General features: G+C 54.6%; 18 protein-coding genes and 1 pseudogene. 11 read left to right on the top strand and 8 right to left on the bottom strand.

Features of this window, described 5'->3' with window-relative positions:
- Positions 1 to 191: 191 nt before the first annotated feature.
- The 5 genes from phoB (at position 192) to malZ (ending at position 7388) form a co-directional block, all read left to right on the top strand.
- Positions 192 to 881: a phosphate response regulator transcription factor PhoB gene (gene phoB / locus OQV00_RS20945; protein ID WP_004204861.1), complete on the top strand. Its 690-nt coding sequence runs from the start codon at positions 192 to 194 to the stop codon at positions 879 to 881.
- A gap of 21 nt (positions 882 to 902) precedes the next feature.
- A complete protein-coding gene (gene phoR / locus OQV00_RS20940) occupies positions 903 to 2198 on the top strand; it encodes a phosphate regulon sensor histidine kinase PhoR (RefSeq protein ID WP_004858536.1) in 1296 nt (431 codons plus the stop codon).
- Positions 2199 to 2612: 414 nt separating this feature from the next.
- Positions 2613 to 3932 (top strand): branched-chain amino acid transporter carrier protein BrnQ, encoded by a 1320-nt coding sequence (gene brnQ / locus OQV00_RS20935; protein WP_004858542.1) that lies wholly within the window; start codon positions 2613 to 2615, stop codon positions 3930 to 3932.
- Between the two features lie 122 nt (positions 3933 to 4054).
- The gene (gene proY, locus OQV00_RS20930; protein ID WP_004858545.1) at positions 4055 to 5428 is read left to right on the top strand and encodes a proline-specific permease ProY; all 1374 of its coding nucleotides are present in this window, start codon (positions 4055 to 4057) and stop codon (positions 5426 to 5428) included.
- Positions 5429 to 5564: 136 nt separating this feature from the next.
- Positions 5565 to 7388, top strand: a complete 1824-nt coding sequence (malZ, locus tag OQV00_RS20925) for a maltodextrin glucosidase (RefSeq protein ID WP_103072964.1) — start codon at positions 5565 to 5567, stop codon at positions 7386 to 7388.
- On the opposite strand, the pseudogene OQV00_RS20920 reads toward malZ, so the two are convergent.
- Positions 7379 to 8280, bottom strand: a pseudogene (locus OQV00_RS20920) (LysR substrate-binding domain-containing protein). The gene malZ and the pseudogene OQV00_RS20920 overlap by 10 nt on opposite strands.
- 337 nt (positions 8281 to 8617) lie before the next feature.
- On the opposite strand from OQV00_RS20920, the gene OQV00_RS20915 reads away from it, so the two are divergent.
- The 3 genes from OQV00_RS20915 to OQV00_RS20905 all read left to right on the top strand — a co-directional run bounded on the left by OQV00_RS20915 (position 8618) and on the right by OQV00_RS20905 (position 11881).
- Entirely contained in the window at positions 8618 to 9259 is a 642-nt protein-coding gene (locus OQV00_RS20915; protein WP_004858552.1) for a hydrolase, read from the top strand.
- 183 nt (positions 9260 to 9442) lie between these two features.
- Positions 9443 to 9988 (top strand): antibiotic biosynthesis monooxygenase, encoded by a 546-nt coding sequence (locus OQV00_RS20910; RefSeq protein ID WP_044350262.1) that lies wholly within the window; start codon positions 9443 to 9445, stop codon positions 9986 to 9988.
- Between the two features lie 24 nt (positions 9989 to 10012).
- Positions 10013 to 11881 carry an amidohydrolase gene (locus OQV00_RS20905; protein WP_113991272.1) on the top strand — a complete coding sequence of 623 codons (1869 nt, stop codon included), beginning with the start codon at positions 10013 to 10015 and terminating at the stop codon, positions 11879 to 11881.
- Between the two features lie 89 nt (positions 11882 to 11970).
- On the opposite strand, the gene fba is transcribed toward OQV00_RS20905, so the two are convergent.
- The 7 genes from fba to acpH all read right to left on the bottom strand — a co-directional run bounded on the left by fba (position 11971) and on the right by acpH (position 17952).
- Positions 11971 to 12831 carry a class II fructose-1,6-bisphosphate aldolase gene (fba, locus tag OQV00_RS20900; RefSeq protein ID WP_004858561.1) on the bottom strand — a complete coding sequence of 287 codons (861 nt, stop codon included), beginning with the start codon at positions 12829 to 12831 and terminating at the stop codon, positions 11971 to 11973.
- A 17-nt stretch (positions 12832 to 12848) separates the two neighbouring features.
- Positions 12849 to 13811, bottom strand: coding sequence for a carbohydrate kinase family protein (locus OQV00_RS20895; protein ID WP_004858562.1), 963 nt, complete (start codon positions 13809 to 13811; stop codon positions 12849 to 12851).
- A gap of 62 nt (positions 13812 to 13873) precedes the next feature.
- Positions 13874 to 15265, bottom strand: coding sequence for a PTS ascorbate transporter subunit IIC (locus tag OQV00_RS20890; RefSeq protein WP_004858563.1), 1392 nt, complete (start codon positions 15263 to 15265; stop codon positions 13874 to 13876).
- A 168-nt stretch (positions 15266 to 15433) separates the two neighbouring features.
- On the bottom strand, positions 15434 to 15721 hold the full coding sequence (locus OQV00_RS20885) for a PTS sugar transporter subunit IIB (protein WP_004858566.1): 288 nt from the start codon (positions 15719 to 15721) through the stop codon (positions 15434 to 15436).
- Positions 15715 to 16170 carry a PTS sugar transporter subunit IIA gene (locus tag OQV00_RS20880; RefSeq protein WP_004858568.1) on the bottom strand — a complete coding sequence of 152 codons (456 nt, stop codon included), beginning with the start codon at positions 16168 to 16170 and terminating at the stop codon, positions 15715 to 15717. The genes OQV00_RS20885 and OQV00_RS20880 overlap by 7 nt, the downstream gene beginning before the upstream one ends.
- Positions 16171 to 16598: 428 nt before the next feature.
- Positions 16599 to 17201: a peroxiredoxin gene (locus OQV00_RS20875; RefSeq protein ID WP_004858569.1), complete on the bottom strand. Its 603-nt coding sequence runs from the start codon at positions 17199 to 17201 to the stop codon at positions 16599 to 16601.
- Between the two features lie 169 nt (positions 17202 to 17370).
- Positions 17371 to 17952 (bottom strand): ACP phosphodiesterase, encoded by a 582-nt coding sequence (gene acpH, locus OQV00_RS20870; protein WP_004858570.1) that lies wholly within the window; start codon positions 17950 to 17952, stop codon positions 17371 to 17373.
- Positions 17953 to 18204: 252 nt separating this feature from the next.
- Between acpH and queA the strand changes: the two genes are divergently transcribed.
- Genes queA through yajC form a run of 3 tightly spaced genes read left to right on the top strand, consistent with a single transcriptional unit; the run spans position 18205 to position 20811 of the window.
- Positions 18205 to 19275 (top strand): tRNA preQ1(34) S-adenosylmethionine ribosyltransferase-isomerase QueA, encoded by a 1071-nt coding sequence (queA, locus tag OQV00_RS20865; protein ID WP_032689270.1) that lies wholly within the window; start codon positions 18205 to 18207, stop codon positions 19273 to 19275.
- Positions 19276 to 19328: 53 nt separating this feature from the next.
- Positions 19329 to 20456, top strand: a complete 1128-nt coding sequence (gene tgt, locus OQV00_RS20860; protein ID WP_044347607.1) for a tRNA guanosine(34) transglycosylase Tgt — start codon at positions 19329 to 19331, stop codon at positions 20454 to 20456.
- 22 nt (positions 20457 to 20478) lie between these two features.
- On the top strand, positions 20479 to 20811 hold the full coding sequence (gene yajC, locus OQV00_RS20855; RefSeq protein ID WP_004099423.1) for a preprotein translocase subunit YajC: 333 nt from the start codon (positions 20479 to 20481) through the stop codon (positions 20809 to 20811).
- Positions 20812 to 20830 lie beyond the last annotated feature (19 nt).

Here is a 20830-nt window from a genome sequence, read left to right as displayed (position 1 = left end):
AAGCATAGGCGCATTATATACCTGTCATCCCGCAGGTTGCCCCTTTAACGCCAGCAGGATCGATTGTTACTCCTTGTCATTATTAAAAATCCGCTATCATATGACGGTCATTTTCTTCATAAATCTGTCACAAAACTGACGCATAATGGCGCCGCACTCTATACTGATGGCTAAAAAATACAGGGTAAATAATGGCGAGAAGAATTCTGGTCGTTGAAGATGAAGCTCCGATCCGCGAAATGGTCTGCTTTGTTCTTGAGCAAAACGGCTTTCAGCCCGTCGAGGCGGAAGATTATGACAGTGCGGTGAATCAACTCAATGAACCCTGGCCTGATTTGATTCTCCTCGACTGGATGCTGCCGGGCGGATCGGGTCTCCAGTTTATCAAGCTGCTCAAGCGTGAGGCGATGACCCGCGATATTCCGGTCGTCATGCTCACCGCTCGCGGTGAAGAAGAGGATCGCGTACGTGGTCTGGAAACCGGTGCCGATGATTACATCACTAAGCCTTTTTCACCGAAAGAGCTGGTGGCGCGAATCAAAGCGGTGATGCGCCGTATTTCGCCGATGGCGGTGGAAGAAGTGATTGAAATGCAAGGGCTTAGCCTTGACCCTTCCTCCCACCGCGTGATGACCGGTGAAAGTCCGCTGGACATGGGGCCGACGGAGTTTAAATTGCTACACTTCTTTATGACTCACCCGGAACGCGTCTACAGCCGCGAACAGCTGCTGAATCACGTCTGGGGGACCAATGTGTATGTAGAAGACAGAACGGTGGATGTGCATATTCGCCGTCTGCGTAAAGCGCTGGAACATAGCGGCCATGACCGGATGGTACAAACGGTCCGCGGCACGGGATATCGTTTCTCCGCCCGTTTCTGAATCTCGACAGGAGTGTGAACCGTGCTGGAACGGCTGTCATGGAAAAGGCTGGCGCTTGAGCTTTTCTTATGTTGTATCCCGGCCCTGATTCTTGGGGCGGTGGTGGGTTATCTGCCGTGGTTTTTACTGGCGGCAGTAACCGGACTTCTCATCTGGCATTTCTGGAATTTATTACGTCTTTCATGGTGGCTATGGGTCGACCGTAGCATGACGCCACCGCCGGGAAGAGGCAGCTGGGAACCGCTGCTCTACGGCCTTCACCAGATGCAGATGCGCAATAAAAAGCGCCGACGCGAACTGGGTAGTCTGATCAAACGCTTTCGTAGCGGGGCTGAGTCTTTGCCCGATGCGGTGGTGCTGACGACGGAGGAGGGGGCCATCTTCTGGTGTAATGGCCTGGCCCAGCAGATCCTCAATTTGCGTTGGCCGGACGACAGCGGACAAAATATTCTCAACCTCCTGCGCTACCCTGAATTTGCTCATTACCTCAAAAACAGGGATTTCTCAAAGCCGCTCAATCTGGTCCTCAATACCGCTCGTCATCTGGAGATCCGCGTCATGCCCTACAGCGACAAACAGTGGCTGATGGTGGCGCGCGATGTCACGCAGATGCACCAGCTGGAAGGCGCGCGGCGCAACTTTTTTGCCAACGTCAGCCATGAGCTTCGCACGCCGTTAACGGTACTGCAGGGCTATCTGGAGATGATGCAGGAGCAGGTGCTGGAAGGGATGACGCGCGAAAAAGCGCTGCATACGATGCGCGAGCAAACCCAGCGCATGGAGGGGTTAGTCAAGCAGCTGCTGACGCTGTCGCGGATTGAAGCGGCGCCGACGCTGGCCATGAATGACAAAATCGACGTGCCGATGATGCTGCGGGTGGTGGAGCGGGAAGCCCAGACGCTCAGCCAGCAGAAGCAGACGCTCCACTTCCACGTCGATGAGACGCTGGTGGTACTGGGCAACGAAGAGCAGTTGCGCAGCGCGATCTCCAATCTGGTGTATAACGCAATCAACCATACGCCAGCGGGGACAGAGATTACCGTCAGCTGGCAACGGGCGCCGCATGGCGCGTTGTTCAGCGTCGAGGATAACGGTCCGGGGATTGCGCCCGAGCACATTCCGCGTCTGACCGAGCGATTCTATCGCGTGGATAAGGCGCGTTCGCGGCAAACCGGCGGCAGCGGTCTTGGGCTGGCGATCGTCAAACATGCGGTGAATCATCACGACAGTCGTCTGGAAATTGAGAGTACGGTAGGCCAAGGGACGCGTTTTAGTTTCTTACTCCCGGAACGTTTAATTGCCAAAAAAAGCGCCTGAACGCACCCTTGTCAACATGACTTGCCAATGACCAGCTTCGGCTGGTCATTTTCGTTTGCAGTCACTTTTTAGCCGCGTAATTAATGAACGCCTGCTGCTTTTTTGTTCGCATGATTAGCCGGAGGTTTTCCTTAGATATGGTCAATAATCCCGCTCATAAAAATAGACTTAGCATAATCATCTGCTTTTGCGATCCCGCCTTGCATTAAAACGTTATAAGCGTTTAAATTGCCCCCCATGCAGTCGCAGACAGACTGTTTTTGCGTGGTAATTCAAAAAACAATTCTTTCCCACGCGTGTTCGGGAGCATATCCCGCTGATTTTTCCGGCAACCACCGCTGTATCCTCCCTCAGGGGAAGACACGGTATTTTCCGTTTGTTAACAACACCACATCCACAGGCAGTAATGAATTTATGACCCATCAGTTAAAATCTCGCGACATTATCGCGTTGGGCTTTATGACCTTCGCGTTGTTCGTTGGCGCAGGCAACATTATCTTCCCTCCGATGGTGGGTTTACAGGCTGGTGAACACGTCTGGACCGCCGCTATTGGCTTTCTGATTACCGCCGTGGGTTTACCGGTGCTGACGGTCGTGGCGCTGGCGAAAGTCGGCGGCGGCGTGGAAAGCCTGAGTACGCCGATCGGCAAAGTGGCCGGCATCCTGCTGGCCGTGGTCTGCTACCTGGCCGTTGGCCCGCTGTTTGCGACGCCGCGTACCGCAACGGTCTCTTTTGAAGTCGGGATTGCCCCGCTGACCGGCGACGGCGCGATGCCGCTGATGATTTACAGCGTGATCTATTTCGCGCTGGTGATCCTGGTTTCGCTCTATCCGGGTAAACTGCTGGATACGGTAGGCAATTTCCTCGCCCCGTTGAAAATTATTGCGCTGATCATTTTGTCCGTTGCGGCAGTTATCTGGCCGGCTGGCCCGATCAGCAATGCGCTGGAAGCTTACCGCACCGCGCCGTTCTCTAACGGCTTCGTCAACGGCTATCTGACCATGGATACGCTGGGTGCCATGGTATTCGGTATCGTCATTGTTAACGCCGCACGCTCCCGCGGCGTAAGTGAAGCGCGCCTGCTGACTCGCTACACCGTCTGGGCCGGACTGATGGCCGGCGTGGGGCTGACGCTGCTGTATCTGGCGCTGTTCCGCCTCGGGTCTGATAGCGCGACACTGGTGGATCAATCCGCTAACGGCGCGGCGATTCTGCATGCCTATGTCCAGCACACCTTCGGTGGCGCGGGGAGCTTTATGCTGGCGGCGCTGATTTTCATCGCTTGTCTGGTCACTGCGGTGGGCCTGACCTGCGCCTGCGCTGAATTCTTCGCGCAGTATCTGCCGTTATCCTATCGCTCGCTGGTGTTTATCCTCGGTATTTTCTCGATGGCGGTCTCCAACCTGGGGCTGAGCCATCTGATTCAGATTTCGATTCCGGTACTGACGGCTATCTATCCGCCATGTATCGCCCTGGTGGTCTTAAGCTTTACCCGCAACTGGTGGCATAATTCGTCCCGCGTCATTGCGCCGGCCATGTTTATCAGCCTGATGTTTGGTATCATTGACGGCATTAAATCGTCGGCATTCGCGGACATGTTACCGGCCTGGACCTCGCGTCTGCCGCTGGCTGAACAGGGTCTTGCCTGGCTGATGCCTACCGCCGTGATGGTGGTTCTGGCGGTGATCTGGGACCGTGCGGCAGGACGTCAGGTGACCTCCAGCGCGCATTAACCGACGGTTTTAATCAGTGTTAAGCCACGGGACTTTGGGTCCCGTGGTTTTTTGTTTTTCAGGTAATCCTCTTTTGCGCCTGCTCCGGCGAAGGCCTGAAGAGAAAAACGGCATGGAATACGATGGAAAGTAGTAACAAACTTAAGCGCGGGCTAAGTACCCGGCATATCCGCTTTATGGCGCTGGGATCCGCAATTGGTACCGGCCTGTTCTATGGTTCAGCTGACGCCATTAAAATGGCGGGCCCGAGCGTCCTGCTGGCCTATATTATCGGCGGCGCGGCCGCGTATATTATTATGCGCGCGCTGGGCGAAATGTCGGTACATAACCCTGCCGCCAGCTCATTTTCCCGCTATGCGCAGGATTATCTCGGCCCGCTGGCGGGCTATATCACCGGCTGGACCTACTGCTTTGAAATTCTGATTGTCGCGATTGCCGACGTGACGGCTTTCGGAATTTATATGGGCGTCTGGTTTCCGACGGTACCGCACTGGATCTGGGTGCTCAGCGTGGTGCTGATTATCTGCGCCGTCAATCTGATGAGCGTTAAGGTCTTCGGCGAGCTGGAGTTTTGGTTCTCGTTCTTTAAAGTTGCCACCATCATCATCATGATTATTGCCGGTTTCGGCATCATTATCTGGGGTATCGGCAACGGCGGACAGCCCACCGGCATCCATAATCTGTGGAGTCACGGCGGCTTCTTCAGCAACGGCTGGCTGGGAATGGTGATGTCGCTGCAGATGGTGATGTTCGCCTACGGCGGGATAGAGATCATCGGTATCACCGCCGGTGAAGCGAAAGACCCGGAGAAATCCATTCCGCGCGCGATTAACTCGGTCCCAATGCGCATTCTGGTGTTCTATGTGGGCACGCTGTTCGTGATTATGTCCATTTATCCGTGGAATCAGGTGGGCACTGACGGCAGCCCGTTCGTGCTGACCTTCCAGCATATGGGCATTGCGTTTGCCGCCAGTATCCTTAACTTTGTGGTGCTGACCGCCTCGCTGTCGGCGATTAACAGCGACGTCTTCGGCGTCGGACGTATGCTGCACGGCATGGCCGAGCAGGGCAGCGCGCCGAAGATTTTCGCCAAAACCTCGCGTCGCGGGATCCCGTGGGTGACGGTGATGGTGATGACCGTTGCGCTGCTGTTTGCGGTCTATCTTAACTACATCATGCCGGAAAACGTCTTCCTGGTGATTGCGTCACTGGCCACTTTCGCCACCGTCTGGGTGTGGATCATGATCCTGCTGTCGCAGATTGCCTTCCGCCGTCGCCTGTCGCCGGAAGAGGCGAAAGCGCTGAAGTTTAAGGTGCCGGGTGGCGTCGCCACGACGGCCGTGGGTCTGGTGTTCCTCGTCTTTATTATTGCGCTGATTGGCTACCATCCGGATACCCGTATCTCGCTGTACGTCGGTTTCGCCTGGATTGTGCTGCTATTGGCTGGCTGGAAGTTGAAAACTCGCCGCGACCGCCAGCTGGCGCAGGCACAGTAACGCTCCCCCGCGCCTGCCGGATTTGGCAGGCGCGTTCTCCACCCCCATTATCCTCCCCCAATAATTCCTGTGATGATGAGTCATACGCCGGTGGGCTGTGGCAAGGTGTGCCCATTCTAAAGAGAGAGGAATGACGATGTTGAAGGCATGGCACCTGCCTGTGGCTCCGTTTATCAAGGAGCAGCAGGAACGACTCTTTATCACTTTATGGCTCAGCGGCGACGATCTGCCGCAGCGGGTGACGTTGCGTGCGGAAGAAGATAATGAAGAGCTCTCGCTGCCGATGCACCGACTGCGCCAGGAGCCGCATCCGGGCGTCGTGGCGTGGCGGGGCGAAATCAATCTTGCCAGCGGCCAGCCGCGTCGGCGCTACAGTTTTAAGCTGCTGTGGGCGGATCGTCAGCGCTGGTTCACGCCGCAGGGCTTTAACCGTTTTCCGCCGGCGCGACTGGAACAGTTCGCCGTCGATCTGCCGGATAGCGGCCCGCAGTGGGTGGCCGATCAGGTCTTTTATCAAATTTTCCCTGACCGTTTTGCGCGCAGCGAGACACGAGAAGCGGAACAGGATCGGGTCTATCATCATCACGCCGCCGGGCGCGATATTGTCCGGAAATCGTGGGATGAGCCGTTAACCGGCGAAGCGGGCGGGTCGACGTTTTTTGGCGGCGACCTCGATGGGATCAGCGAGAAACTGCCGTATCTCAAGCAGCTTGGCGTAACCGCGCTCTATCTGAACCCGGTATTCGTCGCCCCCAGCGTGCATAAATACGATACCGAAGATTATCGCCGCGTCGATCCGCAATTCGGTGGCGACGGTGCGCTGCTGCGTCTGCGCCACAACACGCAGCGAGAAGGGATGCGTCTGATTCTTGACGGTGTGTTTAACCATACCGGCGATTCGCACGCCTGGTTTGACCGCCACCAGCGCGGCAGCAGCGGGGCGTGTCACCATGACGATTCGCCGTGGCGCGACTGGTTTACCATCTCTCCAGAAGGGGAAGCACATAGCTGGCTGGGCTACGCCAGCCTGCCTAAGCTGGATTATCAGTCCGCAAGCCTGGTGAATGAAATCTACGCCGGAGAAGACAGCATTGTCCGCCACTGGCTGAAAGCGCCGTGGAGCATGGACGGCTGGCGGCTGGACGTGGTGCATATGCTGGGTGAAGGCGGCGGGGCGCGCAACAACCTGCGCCATATTGCCGGTATTACCGCGGCGGCGAAGCAGACGCAGCCCGAATCCTTTGTCTTCGGCGAGCACTTTGGCGACGCCCGCCAGTGGCTCCAGGCGGACGCTGAAGATGCCGCCATGAACTACCGCGGTTTTACCTTCCCGCTGTGGGGATTCCTCGCCAATACCGATATCTCTTACGATCCGCAGAAGATTGACGCGCAGACCTGCGTCGCCTGGATGGATAACTATCGCGCCGGGCTGTCGCATCAACAGCAGCTGCGGATGTTTAACCAGCTGGACAGTCACGATACCGCGCGCTTTAAGTCGCTGCTGGGCAAAGATGTCGCACGCCTGCCGCTGGCGGTCGTATGGCTGTTTTGCTGGCCGGGCGTCCCCTGCATCTACTACGGCGATGAAGTGGGCGTCGATGGCAACAACGATCCCTTCTGTCGTAAACCCTTCCCGTGGGATCCCGCCCTGCAGGATACCGTGCTGCTGGGACTGTATAAGCGGATGGCGAAGCTGCGCAAAGCCAATAAGGCACTGCGATACGGCGGCTGCCAGGTGATTTATGCCGAAGAGAACGTGGTGGTATTTGCTCGCGTGTATAAGCAGCTGCGCGTGCTGGTGGCCATCAACCGCGGCGAAGCCTGCGAAGTCGTTGTCGAGGATTCGCCGCTGCTGGACGTTGGCGAATGGCAGGTGAAAGAGGGCGCCGGCACGTTGCATGATGGTGTGCTGAGCCTGCCTGCTATTTCCGCCAGCGTCTGGTTCAGCCGTCAGGAGTAGAGCTGGTTCAGGAACGGGTGCGGAGAATCGCCTCCCGCCACCAGCGCTGGGCGAGGCCGTCGTTGTCGCTGCGCCAGGCGATATAGGTGAGATCTTTCTCGCGGCAGGAGAGGACCGGCTTTTCTATCAGCTCTCCGTTCTCCAGCCACGGCTGCGCGATATGGCGAGGTAAAAAACCGCAGCCCAGCCCGGCGCGCAGCAGCGCCACCTTACTGGCAAAATCGTCGACGCGAATTTGCGGCTGTTCGGCGAGGAGATTGCTGTTGAGCGGATGGCAATAGCGGGCGCTGTCGCTAATCACCACCGCGCGATGCAGGCTCAGCTGCTTGTTATTGAGCGGCTGCGTCGCCTCGGCGAGCGGGTGAGCGGGAGCGACAACGAAGACATTATCCAGCGCACCGACCATTTTCCACGACCATTCGGCGGAGGTGGGCGGTTCGTTGATGGCGCCGAGCATAATATCTGCGCCGTTGCGGGTCAGCTCTTCCCAGGATCCGGCCAGCGTATGGTGGGTAAAGTTGAGCCGGGTTTGCGGATTTTGCGCGTAAAAAGCGTCGATCAGCGGCAGCAGACGTTCAAAAGGGAAAGAGGCATCGAGCGCGATAGCCAGATCCCGCTCCCAGCCGGCTTCCAGCTGTACGGCCTGTTTTTCCAGATCTTTTGCGGCGTTAATCAGCAAACGCCCCTTCTCGAGCACCATTCTGCCGGTATCGGTAAACTTCGCCCGATGACCGCTGCGATCCAGCAGGGTGATATCCAGATCGCTTTCCAGCTTCTGGATCATATAGCTCAGGGCGGCAGGGGTCTTATACAACGACTCTGCGGCGGTGGCGAAAGATCCGTGGGTATCTAACGCGTCCAGAATCAGCAGAACATCAAGGTTTAAGCGCATCCATTACTTACCGGTTAACAAGGGTGACTCAGTTTTACCGAAGCCGGATGGTCAATGCCAGTGAATAATTTAGAACCCTTTCGCGTAAATTTTTGATTAGTATTGCTAACCAGACAGCCAACTTTTTATATTTTGACCCGATGGTCTTGCTCTCTTTCCGCCTTCATACCTCTGAAATTTATCGCCCGTAGCTTATGTATTTAGCAATAGCACGGAGAATTTCTTTAATAACTCGTTAGAAATAACTGACTATACTCAGCAGGCTTTATCCGTCACGATTCAGACCCACAGCAACTTGTTTTATATCTCTTTAACTCATTGATTAAGAAGGTATGTCATGTCTATTCGGGAACTGATCGATCCAACCAACTCGACCCTGATTTTTATTGACCATCAGCCGCAGATGTCGTTTGGCGTTGCCAATATTGACCGCCAGACGCTGAAAAACAACACCGTTGCCCTGGCTAAAGCCGGCAAAATTTTTAATGTTCCGGTTATTTATACTTCCGTTGAGACCAAAAGTTTTAGCGGCTATATCTGGCCAGAATTACTGGCGGTCCATCCGCAGGTTAAACCGATTGAACGTACATCGATGAACTCCTGGGAAGATGCCGCTTTTGTTGAGGCGGTCAAAGCCACCGGACGCAAAAAATTGATTATTTCTGCGCTGTGGACCGAAGTGTGCCTGACCTTCCCGGCGCTGATGGCTTTGGAAGAGGGGTTTGAAGTCTACGTGGTTACCGACACCTCCGGCGGCACCTCCGTTGACGCCCATGAACGGTCAATTGACCGCATGGTGCAGGCCGGTGCAGTTCCGGTCACCTGGCAGCAGGTCCTGCTGGAATACCAGCGCGACTGGTCACGCAAAGAGACGTATGACGCGGTCATGGATCTGGTTCGCGAACACAGCGGCGCTTACGGGATGGGCGTGGATTACGCCTACACCATGGTGCACGGTGCGCCGGAACGTAAAGCCTGAATACACTTCATCCTTCAGGCAGCCTCTTTGTTGGCTTCGTTGGCCCGCCCCGGTCACTGACTTATGTCAGTTCCCGGGGACGTACAAGCTTGCCGCCTCGAGGCAGCATGAATGATTTTGTGTATTGTCATTGATGGAGAATAACGGCAATTTCCGCCATTCTCCGCAGCAAGGAGCCCGGTCATGACGCAACAGAAATCGGTGACCCTGGTAATAAGCCATACGCTCGATCCCGAGCACGGGAAACGCTATGAGCAGTGGTTAGGCAAAATTATGCCTGTCGCGGCAGAGTTTCCCGGCCATCTGGGCGCTAACGTGATTCGCCCGACCGCCGGGCAGAATTTGTGGAGCGTCATTATTCGTTTTGACACCATTGAACACCTCTATGCCTGGACGCAGTCAGAAACGCGTCGCGAACTGGTTGCGGAAATTGCGCCGCTGCTCAATGAAGGCGATCGCACGGAAGTGCGGACCGAACCCGCATTCTGGTTCACTCCACCGGCAGCGAATGTACGCCAGCCGCTACGCTGGAAGCAGTTTCTGATGACGCTGCTGGTGATCTTTCCCAGTACTAACCTGGTGCCCTGGCTGACCGGGATGTTCCTTCCCTCGTTGCGGGGAAGCCTGCTGCTGCATTTGATAAATGATGCCTGTGTGGTCGCGCTGGTGGTCTGGTTCTGGATGCCCATCGTGACCCGTCTGTTTGCTGGCTGGTTAAAGAAAAACTGAGTCAGCCTCCTGAAGGAGAGCGTTATGTCGCAAACTGCCACACTGATCCTGACCAACGGCCGAATTCATACCCTTGACCGCACGAACCCGCTGACCGAGGCGATCGCGATCGCCAACGGCAAGATCCTCGCCACCGGCAGCCGCGATCGGATCATGAGTTTTGCTGCGCAAGGGACGCAGATCATTGATCTACAAGGCCATACGGTGATCCCCGGCCTGAACGATTCCCACCTGCACCTGATCCGCGGCGGGCTGAATTATAATCTCGAGCTGCGCTGGGAGGGGGTTCCGTCGCTGGCGGACGCGCTGCGCATGCTGAAAGATCAGGCCGATCGCACGCCGTCTCCGCAATGGGTGCGCGTTGTCGGCGGCTGGAGTGAATTTCAGTTCGCCGAACGGCGCATGCCCACCCTCGAGGAGTTGAACGAGGCGGCGCCGGATACGCCGGTATTTGTCCTCCATCTCTACGATCGCGCGCTGCTGAACCGTGCGGCGCTGAAAGCCGTGGGTTACACCAAAGAGACGCCGGATCCGGCCGGCGGTGAAATCGTGCGCGATAGCCGCGGTAACCCCACCGGGATGCTGATCGCCAAACCTAACGCGATGATTCTCTATGCGACCCTGGCGAAAGGGCCGAAGCTGCCGCTGGAGCAGCAGGTCAATTCGACGCGCCAGTTTATGCGTGAGCTGAACCGGCTTGGCCTCACCAGCGCGATTGATGCCGGGGGCGGTTTCCAGAACTACCCGGAAGATTATGAAATTATTGAACAGCTGCATGCGCAAGAGCAGATGACCGTGCGTATTGCCTATAACCTGTTTACCCAGCGGCCAAAACAGGAGCTGGATGATTTCGAACGCTGGACCGATATGCTGAAACCGGGACAGGGGACCGACTTTTTCCGTGCCAACGGCGCCGGCGAAATGCTGGTCTTCTCGGCGGCGGATTTTGAAGATTTCCTGCAGCCGCGTCCGGACCTGCCGGAAGGGATGGAAGACGAGCTGGAGCGGGTGGTACGCCATCTGGTGGAACACCGCTGGCCGTTCCGCCTGCATGCCACCTATGATGAATCCATCAGCCGGATGCTGGATGTTTTTGAGAAGGTGAACCGCGATATTCCGTTTAACGGCCTGCACTGGTTCTTTGACCATGCGGAGACCATTACCGAGCGGAATATTGAACGCGTGAAGGCGCTCGGCGGCGGTATCGCGGTACAGCACCGAATGGCTTTCCAGGGCGAATATTTTGTCGATCGCTATGGCAAAGAGGCGGTTAAGCATACGCCGCCGGTGGCGAAAATGCTGGCGCTGGATGTGCCGGTGGGACTGGGGACCGATGCGACGCGTGTCGCGAGCTACAACCCGTGGACCGCGCTCTACTGGCTGGTCTCCGGGCGTACCGTGGGCGGCATGGCGATGTATGACGACAGCAACCGTCTGCCGCGCGAGGTGGCGCTGGAGCTGTGGACCGCGGGCAGCGCCTGGTTCTCCAGTGAACAAGGTAAAAAAGGGCGTATTGAGAAAGATCAGCTGGCCGATCTGGTGGTGCTGTCCAAAGACTATTTCAGCGTGCCGGAAGAGGAGATCAAAGGCATTGAGTCGGTGCTGACGGTGGTTGATGGCAAAGTGGTTTATGCCGCAGGGCATTTTTCGCCGCTGGCGCCGCCGCCGATTCCTGTTCTGCCGGAGTGGTCTCCGGTGGTCAAGGTGCCGGGCCACTATCGTTCCGCTCCGCCTGCGGCGGCGAAAATCGGGGCGATAGTCCAGATGCACCAGTGCTGCGGCAGCTGCGGCGTGCACGGTCATCAGCATGATATTGCCCGTCAGTCGTCGGTGCCGGTATCGGACGAGCAGGCGTTCTGGGGCGTGATGGGCTGTTCCTGCTTTGCGTTTTAGCCTCTGACAGGTTAACGCGCTCCCCCGGCGAGGCCGCCGGGGGAGCGCGGAGCGCGACCATCTGATGACGCATCAACGATATGCCGGGCTTAGCCCCGGTTCTGAGAGCCAAATAGCTGGATCCGGCGGGCGACCATCTCGCGCACGGGCAGCAAGCCTTGGCGGATAACTTTGCGCGGATCGTTAATATCGTGACCGTTATCGGCGGCGAACAGCGCTTTCACGGCTTCGCACCAGGCGTACATATTCTCGGTGTTGACGTTAATTTTTGCCGTACCGCAGGCAATTGCTTTGCGCATATCGTCGTCAGCAATACCGGTCCCGCCGTGAAGTACCAGCGGTACTTTAACAAGCTCTGATATGGCTTTCATTTCGGCAAAGCCGAGTTTAGCCTTCCCTTTATAAAGCCCGTGCGTAGAACCGAGCGCTGCCGCGAGGCAGTCTACCTGCGTTTCGCTGACCAGGGTAAAGCACTCCTGCGGATCGGCATAGATAACCTCAGAATTCACGATGCCATCTTCACTGCCGGCAATGGTTCCCAGCTCGGCTTCAACGGAGATGCCTCTGCTGTGCGCCAGGTCGACCAGATGGCGGGTGATCGCCAGGTTTTCCGCAAACGGCAAATGGGAGCCATCAAACATAATCGAGCTAAAGCCGGCTTCAATGGCCGCTTCGCAGGCCTCGCGCGTGGTCCCGTGATCGAGATGCAATGCGACAGGAATATCAATCTGTAGATAGTCCATCGCATTGACCACGATGTCATGAATGCATTTCAGGCCCAGCATATGTTTTACCGTACCGCCGGAGACCCCCAAAATAATGGGTGAGCGGAGCTGTTGCCCGGTGCTTAATACGGCGCCAACCCATTCCAGATTATTAATATTGAACTGCCCTACGGCATAACCGTCCCGTAGGGCATGCTGAAGCATGTCCTTCATAGAAACTAACATAATCACCTCGGAATCAATTATTCATCAAAATACTGCGTTAAGTTTCTTTCGTAGCTGTTTAATGCATTATGAACAACGGCAAGATCCGGCATGGATTCACGAACACCTTTTTTCTCAATAGAGATTGCGGCGGTCAGGCTGGCAAAAAGAATAATATTATCGATATGCCATGAATAATGAACGCCGTAAGTGAAAGCACCATGAAAAACATCGCCGGCGCCGGTCGTATCGACGGCCTGACATTGCCAGGCGGGGACAATGTGCAGCATCCCGCTCTTTAAAAAGGCACAGCCTTTTTCTCCAAGAGTAATAAAAGCCTCACCCCGGCAGATTTTATTCAGTTCGAGAAGGGCTGTTTTTAGCTCTTTCTCAGTGCTCAGCGCGCGGTAGCTCATATAGTCTCTGGCGAAATGTTCACTGACGACGAAATAATCAGTCCAGGCCGCCAGTTTGATATTACTGGCACGTAATGAGCCGCCATCCATGACCACGCGGGCCGCGGGGAGTTTTTTAATTAAATACTCGCTGATTTCCGCTTCATGACCATCAATTAACAGGGTCACCGGTTCTTCTGAAGCAATAAGGCGCTGTGCGAGATCGTCAAGTTTCAGTTTTTGATCGTAGGTCAACGAAGGTGGCGTTTGCATTTTACGGGTAATAATGGTTCGCGAGCCCGTTAAACGGTTAACCAGCACCGATGCCAGCGGGGTGATCATCTCATCGGAAAAGACGATGTGGCTGGTATCGACTCCGGCCTGAGCAAATTCATCGACGATACGCTGACCGTAAATATCCGCATTGAGATGACCGATGTAATAGACATCCTCGCCCCATAATCCCAGCAGCCATGCGGCATTTGCCGCCGGACCGCCGCCGCTTTCAATAAAGTCGTGGCAGAAGTTTTTGGTGTTTTCCTGCGGCCACTCATTCAGAAAGAAGAACTGATCAAAACATGAAAATCCTATGGACAATATAGCCATAACTACTCCTGATAATGTCGTCAGCTGCGGGAAGAATGCTTCCCGCAGGGAAAAATGAAACCCTATTCATTTTTCTTATTCGCCGTCAGCGCTTCGTAGCTGAGCGTATCTCCTACCACGCGCACTGAGCGGAAGCAGAAAGGCACCAGCAGAGCGATGAGCAGGGCGAGGCAAATCAAATAGATGGTTATCTGGCCAAACTGGGTAAACGCATTACCGATAATGATGCCCCATACCGCGAAATCAAAATCGGCAAAGGTGCTGTTCTCAAAGCCCAGGCTGCCTAAAGCCGGGAGCAACATCGCCGGCAGGAAGGCGAGGAAGATGCCGCCAATGAACGAGGCAATGACGCAGCCGCGCTTGCCGCCCAGCTTGTCGGCGAAGACGCCGGAGGTCCCGCCGCAGAAGAAATGCGGCACCATGCCGGGAATGATTAGCGCCATGCCGAAGGCGCCCAGCAGCAGCATTCCCACCAGACCACCGATAAAGGAGCTGATAAAACCGACGACCACCGCCGTTGGACTAAACGTAAAGAACACCGCGCAGTCTACGGCCGGAATCGAATCGGGAATCAGCTTCTGGCTAATCCCCTGGAATGCCGGTACCAGATCGCCAAGGATCAGACGCACGCCGTTGTAGACGATGGCGACGCCGACGGCAAACTGCAGCCCGGTCAGGATAGAGAAGATCAGCATGTTCTGATCCGTGATTGTCCGCAGGTATTCGGTGCCGGCCACGGCGCTACAGACAAAGTAGATAACGAACATCACGATCCCGGTAGTGACCGTGGTATCGCGCAGAAAGCCCCATTTTTCAGAGATTTCGGTATCGGCGAAAGAGTTCGCCGGGTTGCCGGTTTTGCTGGCGATCCACGCGGAGATGTAATACCCCAGAGAGCCAAAATGCCCCATCGCAATGCCGCCATCTTCGGTGACCTGCTTGGTATAGCGCTGACCGATTGCCGGGGAGATCGCCGACCAGGAGCCGAGTAAGAACCCGCCAATCAGTACCAGCATCCAGCCGCGGAATTCTGCCGCCTGCAGTACCGCAGAGAACAGACAGGCGAGGAAGAATGAGTGGTGACCGGTAAGGAAGATATATTTATACTTAGTGCAGCGAGCAATAAGCAGGTTAAAAATAAAACCTAACAGCAATATACTCATGGTTTCAACACCCAGTACCTTCTGGGCGACGGAAACAATAGCCTCGTTGTTAGGAATAACGCCACGAATATTAAATCCGGCTTCGATAATTCCGCCGAGCGGATTGAGGTTGGCAACGATAACCCCTGCACCGGCGCTGAGCATTAAATAACCGAGGATGGGCTTTAAGGTACCGGTGAGAAGTTTATTTCCGGGGGAACGCAGTGCCACTAAACCGACAAATGCGATAATCCCCATCAGAAATGCGGGTTGGCTGAATATTTCTGATAAGAATGTAAGTATAGCCTGCATGATCGTATCCTTAGAGCCTATCCCATTAGGCTATTTTATTTGCCATTTTGGCCCTGGGCAGTGCTCAAAATCCTCACGTACTGCGTGTACGCTCCGGTTTTTCCGCGCTGTCCGTGTCCAAACTGGCTGCAACAATGTACGCCTGCTGGGGTAGGCTCTTAATAATGATTAAGAATGAGTTGCAGCAATTTTTGTCAGAGCGTCGGTAATATCTTCAGCAATTTTTGCTTTATGTACATAGCTGCGAATAATGGCGACCTGACAATGCGCAGGGAACTGATTGGCTAATTCTTTGATGGTGATATAGAGATCGGCTTTCTCTCCGACGGCATTAGCAAAATCAACAGAGGCGACGTCAGCTTTGATCCCTAATTCATCACATATTTTTTTGACATTGCTTGCGGCCATTAATGAACTGCCAATCCCGTTACCACAAACTGTTCTGATAACTAACATAATGACGACTCCATTTTATTGTGGATGAAATTGAATACGGCATTGATGTCATGCTCTTCGCGAAGGAACGACACAATATCTGATTCAATCAGTGTGGCGATTATCTGGATCATTTTTATATGGTTATCGGCGTCGGCGCCGGCGATACCGATAATGACGCTCACCGGGTCAAACTCTTCGTGACCAAAGTGAAGCGGCTGGCGGGTGGTGATTAAAGAAAAGCCGGTGCGGATGGCCCCCTTTTCGGGGCGCGCGTGGGGCATCGCCAGGCCGCTATCAATAACAATGGCGGGACCAAAATCCTTATAGACGTCGAGCATCGCGGTGATGTATTCGGGGCGACAAATTTGCTGGCGGGCAAGTAGCGTCCCGGATAATTCGATAGCCTGACTGGCGCTGGTAATGTTCTGATCAAGTGCGATTAACCGGCGATCAAAAATGATTTCCATAATCCAATCCTTAACGCATTTATTTTCTGAGTTAAATCATGACGAAATAGAACACAGGAAATCATGGTTCAGATCACATTTGAATTTTTAAACCTTGAAGTTGATCACAGCGAAATGATTTTTGCGTTATTTTTTTAGGGAAAATAACATTTATTATTATGTTAATTATCAATTAGTTATAATTTTGTATTCAATTATTGAAATAATATCAGGTGGGAAAGATTAAAAATAGGAGCGATTTATTTTTTAGAAGTGTTTTGCGTATCACAAATATCATGGCAGTTTTTTATCAAAGTTTGAGTTTGCTAACAAAAAAAGCCATCTGAAAAGCATGAGGGAGCGGCGACTGCGCGATAGAGCGCAAAATGTGCTGCGGCAGGAGATAAAAAAGGCCCGCATGCGCGAGCCTTTTTCTGAACATGGGCCGATTACAGGCTGGACACGTTCTCGGTCAGGTATTTAGCTACGCCTTCCGGAGAAGCGGCCATACCTTCTTTTCCTTTTTCCCACTGTGCCGGGCAAACTTCACCGTGCTCTTCGTGGAACTGCAGCGCGTCAACCATACGCAGCATTTCGTCGATGTTACGACCCAGCGGCAGGTCGTTAACCACCTGGTGGCGAACTACGCCGTTAGCGTCGATCAGGAACGAGCCGCGCAGCGCCACGCCTTCGTCCGGGTGTTCGATACCGTAAGCTTTCTGGATTTCACGTTTGATATCAGCAACCATCGCGTATTTAACCGGACCGATACCGCCCTGGTCTACCGGGGTGTTACGCCATGCGTTGTGAACGAATTCAGAGTCGAAGGAGACGCCAACGACTTCTACGCCGCGCTTCTGGAATTCTTCATAACGTTTGTCAAAAGCGATCAGCTCAGACGGGCAAACGAAGGTGAAGTCCATCGGCCAGAAGAACAGGACGGTTGCTTTACCGTTGGTGTGTTGTTTGAAGTTGAATTTCTCAACGATTTCGCCGTTACCTAAAACAGCTGCTGCGGTAAAATCCGGAGCCTGACGAGTGACCAGAACCATATGATTCTCCTGTTAATAATAAGGTTAATTGGAACGCAACGCGGGCAAGTATAGGGACAGGTTCATGCGAACTCAACGTGACGTTGACAATCAATGAGATAGGTTTTGCCTATCAATTTATATCGGAAAACGGTGTTCAGAATAGCCTTTCTGTGAGAAAGCGCAATCTTTATAGTTCGCGCCTGGTGGCCTGCGCCATCATTCGCGGATAAAAATGCCAGAACTGCTGCTCGAGTTTATCGTAGTGCGTATCCAGATCCTGCCAGGAGTCGCGCAGGGCATCAAGGCGCGGACGACGGCTGGCCATGCCGTTGAGGACGCGCTGAATAAAGTCCATATCTTCATAGCGTTCAAGCCAGCGCTCCGACCACAAATAGGCATTGAGATTCACGAAGCGCGGCGGCGAATCGGGTAATACCGGCGTGACCTGTGCCTGGGCATAGCGGACAAACTCGTTGAGCGGCATATCAGGTGAAATACGCGCCCAGTGATGCGACAGGAAGTGATCCCACATCACATCCAGCGTAATGGGCGCCACGCGGCGGGTCTGCGGGCGAAACCAGTCGCGGGCTGCTTTGACTTCCGGCAGATTATCGGTCATGACATCGATGCGCCGGTGCATAAAAATACCGTCGACAATGTCGGCCGGGTAGTCCGCCTGGGGATTGCCGCGAACGAAATCTGCCAGAAGATTGCCGGGCAGGGAGCTGTCGGCGAGATGGGCTAAGTGCAGGTGTGCAAGAAAATTCATATACCTTTTATCCTTCAAACTGCCTCTTTATTGGCTTCAGCTTCCCGGCTCATCTTTGAGCCTCGTCCTCTCGGACCGCCACTCCGCGGCGTTCAAATCTGTTCCTGACGAATTTGTCATTCAGCTGCCGCGTCGATGCATCTTGAATGGTTTTGTGTATAGATTATGTTATTCGTCCAGAGGGGTAAAGGTTGCAGGGAGGACGCCCCGGCACTAGACTACCCGCCTCTTTATTTAGTCTGAGCCACCGTCATGCGCGTTACCGATTTTTCCTTTGAACTACCCGAATCCCTGATTGCCCACTACCCGCAGCCGGAGCGCAGTCGCTGTCGCCTGCTGTCGTTAGACGGTCCGACGGGAGCGCTGACGCATGGGACTTTCACCGATTTACTCGACAAACTTAACCCGGGCGATCTGCTGGTCTTTAACAATACCCGGGTGATCCCGGCGCGCCTGTTCGGCCGAAAAGCCAGCGGCGGCAAGATTGAAGTGCTGGTCGAGCGCATGCTGGATGACAAACGTATTCTGGCGCACATTCGCGCATCTAAAGCCCCGAAGCCGGGCGCCGAGCTGCTGTTGGGCGATGATGAAAGCATCAACGCCACGATGGTGGCACGTCACGACGCGCTGTTTGAAGTCGAATTTAACGATGAACGTCCGGTACTGGATATCCTCAACAGCATCGGCCATATGCCGCTGCCGCCGTATATCGATCGTCCGGACGAAGACGCCGACCGCGAACTGTATCAAACCGTCTACAGCACCAGGCCGGGGGCCGTAGCCGCGCCGACCGCAGGCCTGCACTTTGACGATATGATGCTGGAGAAGCTGCGCGAGAAAGGGATTGAAATGGCGTTTGTGACGCTGCACGTTGGCGCGGGGACATTCCAGCCGGTGCGCGTGGAGACCATTGAAGATCACATCATGCACTCCGAGTACGCCGAAGTGCCGCAGGAGGTCGTTGATGCGGTGCTGGCGGCGAAAGCGCGCGGCAACCGGGTCATCGCGGTAGGCACCACCTCCGTCCGTTCGCTGGAGAGCGCGGCGCAGGCGGCGAAAAACGACCTGATTGAGCCGTTTTTCGGCGACACGCAGATTTTTATCTATCAGGGGTATCAGTACAAAGCGGTTGATGCGCTGGTGACCAACTTCCATCTCCCTGAATCAACTCTGATTATGCTGGTTTCCGCCTTTGCTGGCTATCAGCACACCATGAATGCCTACAAGGCTGCGGTAGAACAAAAATATCGCTTTTTTAGCTACGGGGACGCGATGTTTATCACGTACAATCCGCAGGCTATTTTTGAGCGTGTCGGGGAATAACTCCGCGACATGAGTGTTTAACGTCAGACTGTTTTTCTGACGCAGGAGTTAAAATGAAATTTGAACTGGATACCACCGACGGACGCGCCCGCCGCGGCCGCCTGGTGTTTGATCGCGGCGTGGTTGAAACGCCAGCCTTTATGCCCGTTGGTACCTACGGCACCGTAAAAGGGATGACGCCGGAAGAAGTTGAAGCCACCGGCGCGCAAATTATCCTCGGCAATACGTTCCACCTGTGGTTACGTCCGGGCCAGGAAATCATGAAGCTACACGGCGACCTGCATGATTTTATGCAGTGGAAAGGGCCTATCCTGACCGATTCCGGCGGCTTCCAGGTGTTCAGCCTCGGCGATATCCGCAAAATTACCGAGCAGGGCGTCCACTTCCGCAACCCGATTAACGGCGACCCCATTTTCCTCGATCCGGAAAAATCGATGGAGATTCAGTACGATCTCGGTTCCGATATCGTGATGATCTTCGACGAATGTACGCCGTATCCGGCGGACTGGGATTACGCTAAGCGCTCGATGGAAATGTCGCTGCGCTGGGCGCAGCGCAGCCGCGACCGTTTTGACTCTCTTGGCAATAAAAATGCGCTGTTCGGCATTATCCAGGGCAGCGTTTACGAAGATTTACGTGATATCTCCGTTAAAGGTCTGGTAGATATCGGCTTTGATGGCTACGCTGTCGGCGGTTTGGCTGTCGGTGAGCCGAAGGAAGACATGCACCGTATCCTGGAGCACGTTTGCCCGCAGATCCCGGCCGACAAACCGCGCTATCTGATGGGCGTCGGCAAGCCAGAAGATCTGGTTGAAGGGGTGCGTCGCGGTATCGACATGTTCGACTGCGTCATGCCAACGCGCAACGCGCGTAACGGCCACCTGTTCGTCACCGATGGCGTGGTGAAGATTCGTAATGCGAAGCATAAAAGCGACACCGCGCCGCTGGATGCCGAGTGTGATTGCTATACATGTCGCAATTATTCACGCGCTTACTTGCATCATCTCGATCGTTGCAACGAAATATTGGGTGCGCGCCTCAATACCATTCATAACCTTCGCTACTATCAGCGTTTAATGGCTGGTTTACGTAAGGCTATCGAAGAGGGTAAATTAGAGGGCTTCGTGGCCGATTTTTACCAACGTCAGGGGCGACCTGTTCCTCCTTTGAACGTTGATTAATTTTAATAATGAGGGAATTTGAATGAGCTTTTTTATTTCTGATGCGGTAGCAGCAACCGGTGGCGCGGCGCAGGGTAGCCCGATGTCTCTGATTCTGATGCTGGTGGTGTTCGGTCTGATTTTCTACTTCATGATCCTGCGCCCACAGCAGAAGCGCACCAAAGAACATAAAAATCTGATGAACTCTATCGCCAAAGGCGATGAAGTGCTGACGAATGGCGGCCTGGTAGGTCGCGTCACGAAAGTGGCTGAAAGCGGATACATTGCTATCGCGCTGAACGATACCACTGAAGTGGTTATCAAACGTGACTTCGTCGCTGCCGTTCTGCCGAAAGGCACCATGAAGGCACTGTAATCCACTTTTCCCTAAGGGA

This window comes from Klebsiella sp. DY2415 (genome assembly GCF_026314315.1).
Taxonomy (GTDB): Bacteria; Pseudomonadota; Gammaproteobacteria; order Enterobacterales; family Enterobacteriaceae; genus Klebsiella; species Klebsiella ornithinolytica.
Note: the sequence above shows the minus strand (reverse complement) of the source record. Positions and strands in the feature narration are given on the sequence as shown.

Bases quoted from the DNA above. Each gene is read 5' to 3' on its own strand.
- phoB (WP_004204861.1), top strand. From the start codon at position 192: ATGGCGAGAAGAATTCTGGTCGTTGAAGATGAAGCTCCGATCCGCGAA.
- brnQ (WP_004858542.1), top strand. From the start codon at position 2,613: ATGACCCATCAGTTAAAATCTCGCGACATTATCGCGTTGGGCTTTATG.
- proY (WP_004858545.1), top strand. From the start codon at position 4,055: ATGGAAAGTAGTAACAAACTTAAGCGCGGGCTAAGTACCCGGCATATC.
- malZ (WP_103072964.1), top strand. From the start codon at position 5,565: ATGTTGAAGGCATGGCACCTGCCTGTGGCTCCGTTTATCAAGGAGCAG.
- OQV00_RS20915 (WP_004858552.1), top strand. From the start codon at position 8,618: ATGTCTATTCGGGAACTGATCGATCCAACCAACTCGACCCTGATTTTT.
- OQV00_RS20910 (WP_044350262.1), top strand. From the start codon at position 9,443: ATGACGCAACAGAAATCGGTGACCCTGGTAATAAGCCATACGCTCGAT.
- OQV00_RS20905 (WP_113991272.1), top strand. From the start codon at position 10,013: ATGTCGCAAACTGCCACACTGATCCTGACCAACGGCCGAATTCATACC.
- fba (WP_004858561.1), bottom strand. From the start codon at position 12,831: ATGTTAGTTTCTATGAAGGACATGCTTCAGCATGCCCTACGGGACGGT.
- OQV00_RS20895 (WP_004858562.1), bottom strand. From the start codon at position 13,811: ATGGCTATATTGTCCATAGGATTTTCATGTTTTGATCAGTTCTTCTTT.
- OQV00_RS20890 (WP_004858563.1), bottom strand. From the start codon at position 15,265: ATGCAGGCTATACTTACATTCTTATCAGAAATATTCAGCCAACCCGCA.
- OQV00_RS20885 (WP_004858566.1), bottom strand. From the start codon at position 15,721: ATGTTAGTTATCAGAACAGTTTGTGGTAACGGGATTGGCAGTTCATTA.
- OQV00_RS20880 (WP_004858568.1), bottom strand. From the start codon at position 16,170: ATGGAAATCATTTTTGATCGCCGGTTAATCGCACTTGATCAGAACATT.
- OQV00_RS20875 (WP_004858569.1), bottom strand. From the start codon at position 17,201: ATGGTTCTGGTCACTCGTCAGGCTCCGGATTTTACCGCAGCAGCTGTT.
- acpH (WP_004858570.1), bottom strand. From the start codon at position 17,952: ATGAATTTTCTTGCACACCTGCACTTAGCCCATCTCGCCGACAGCTCC.
- queA (WP_032689270.1), top strand. From the start codon at position 18,205: ATGCGCGTTACCGATTTTTCCTTTGAACTACCCGAATCCCTGATTGCC.
- tgt (WP_044347607.1), top strand. From the start codon at position 19,329: ATGAAATTTGAACTGGATACCACCGACGGACGCGCCCGCCGCGGCCGC.
- yajC (WP_004099423.1), top strand. From the start codon at position 20,479: ATGAGCTTTTTTATTTCTGATGCGGTAGCAGCAACCGGTGGCGCGGCG.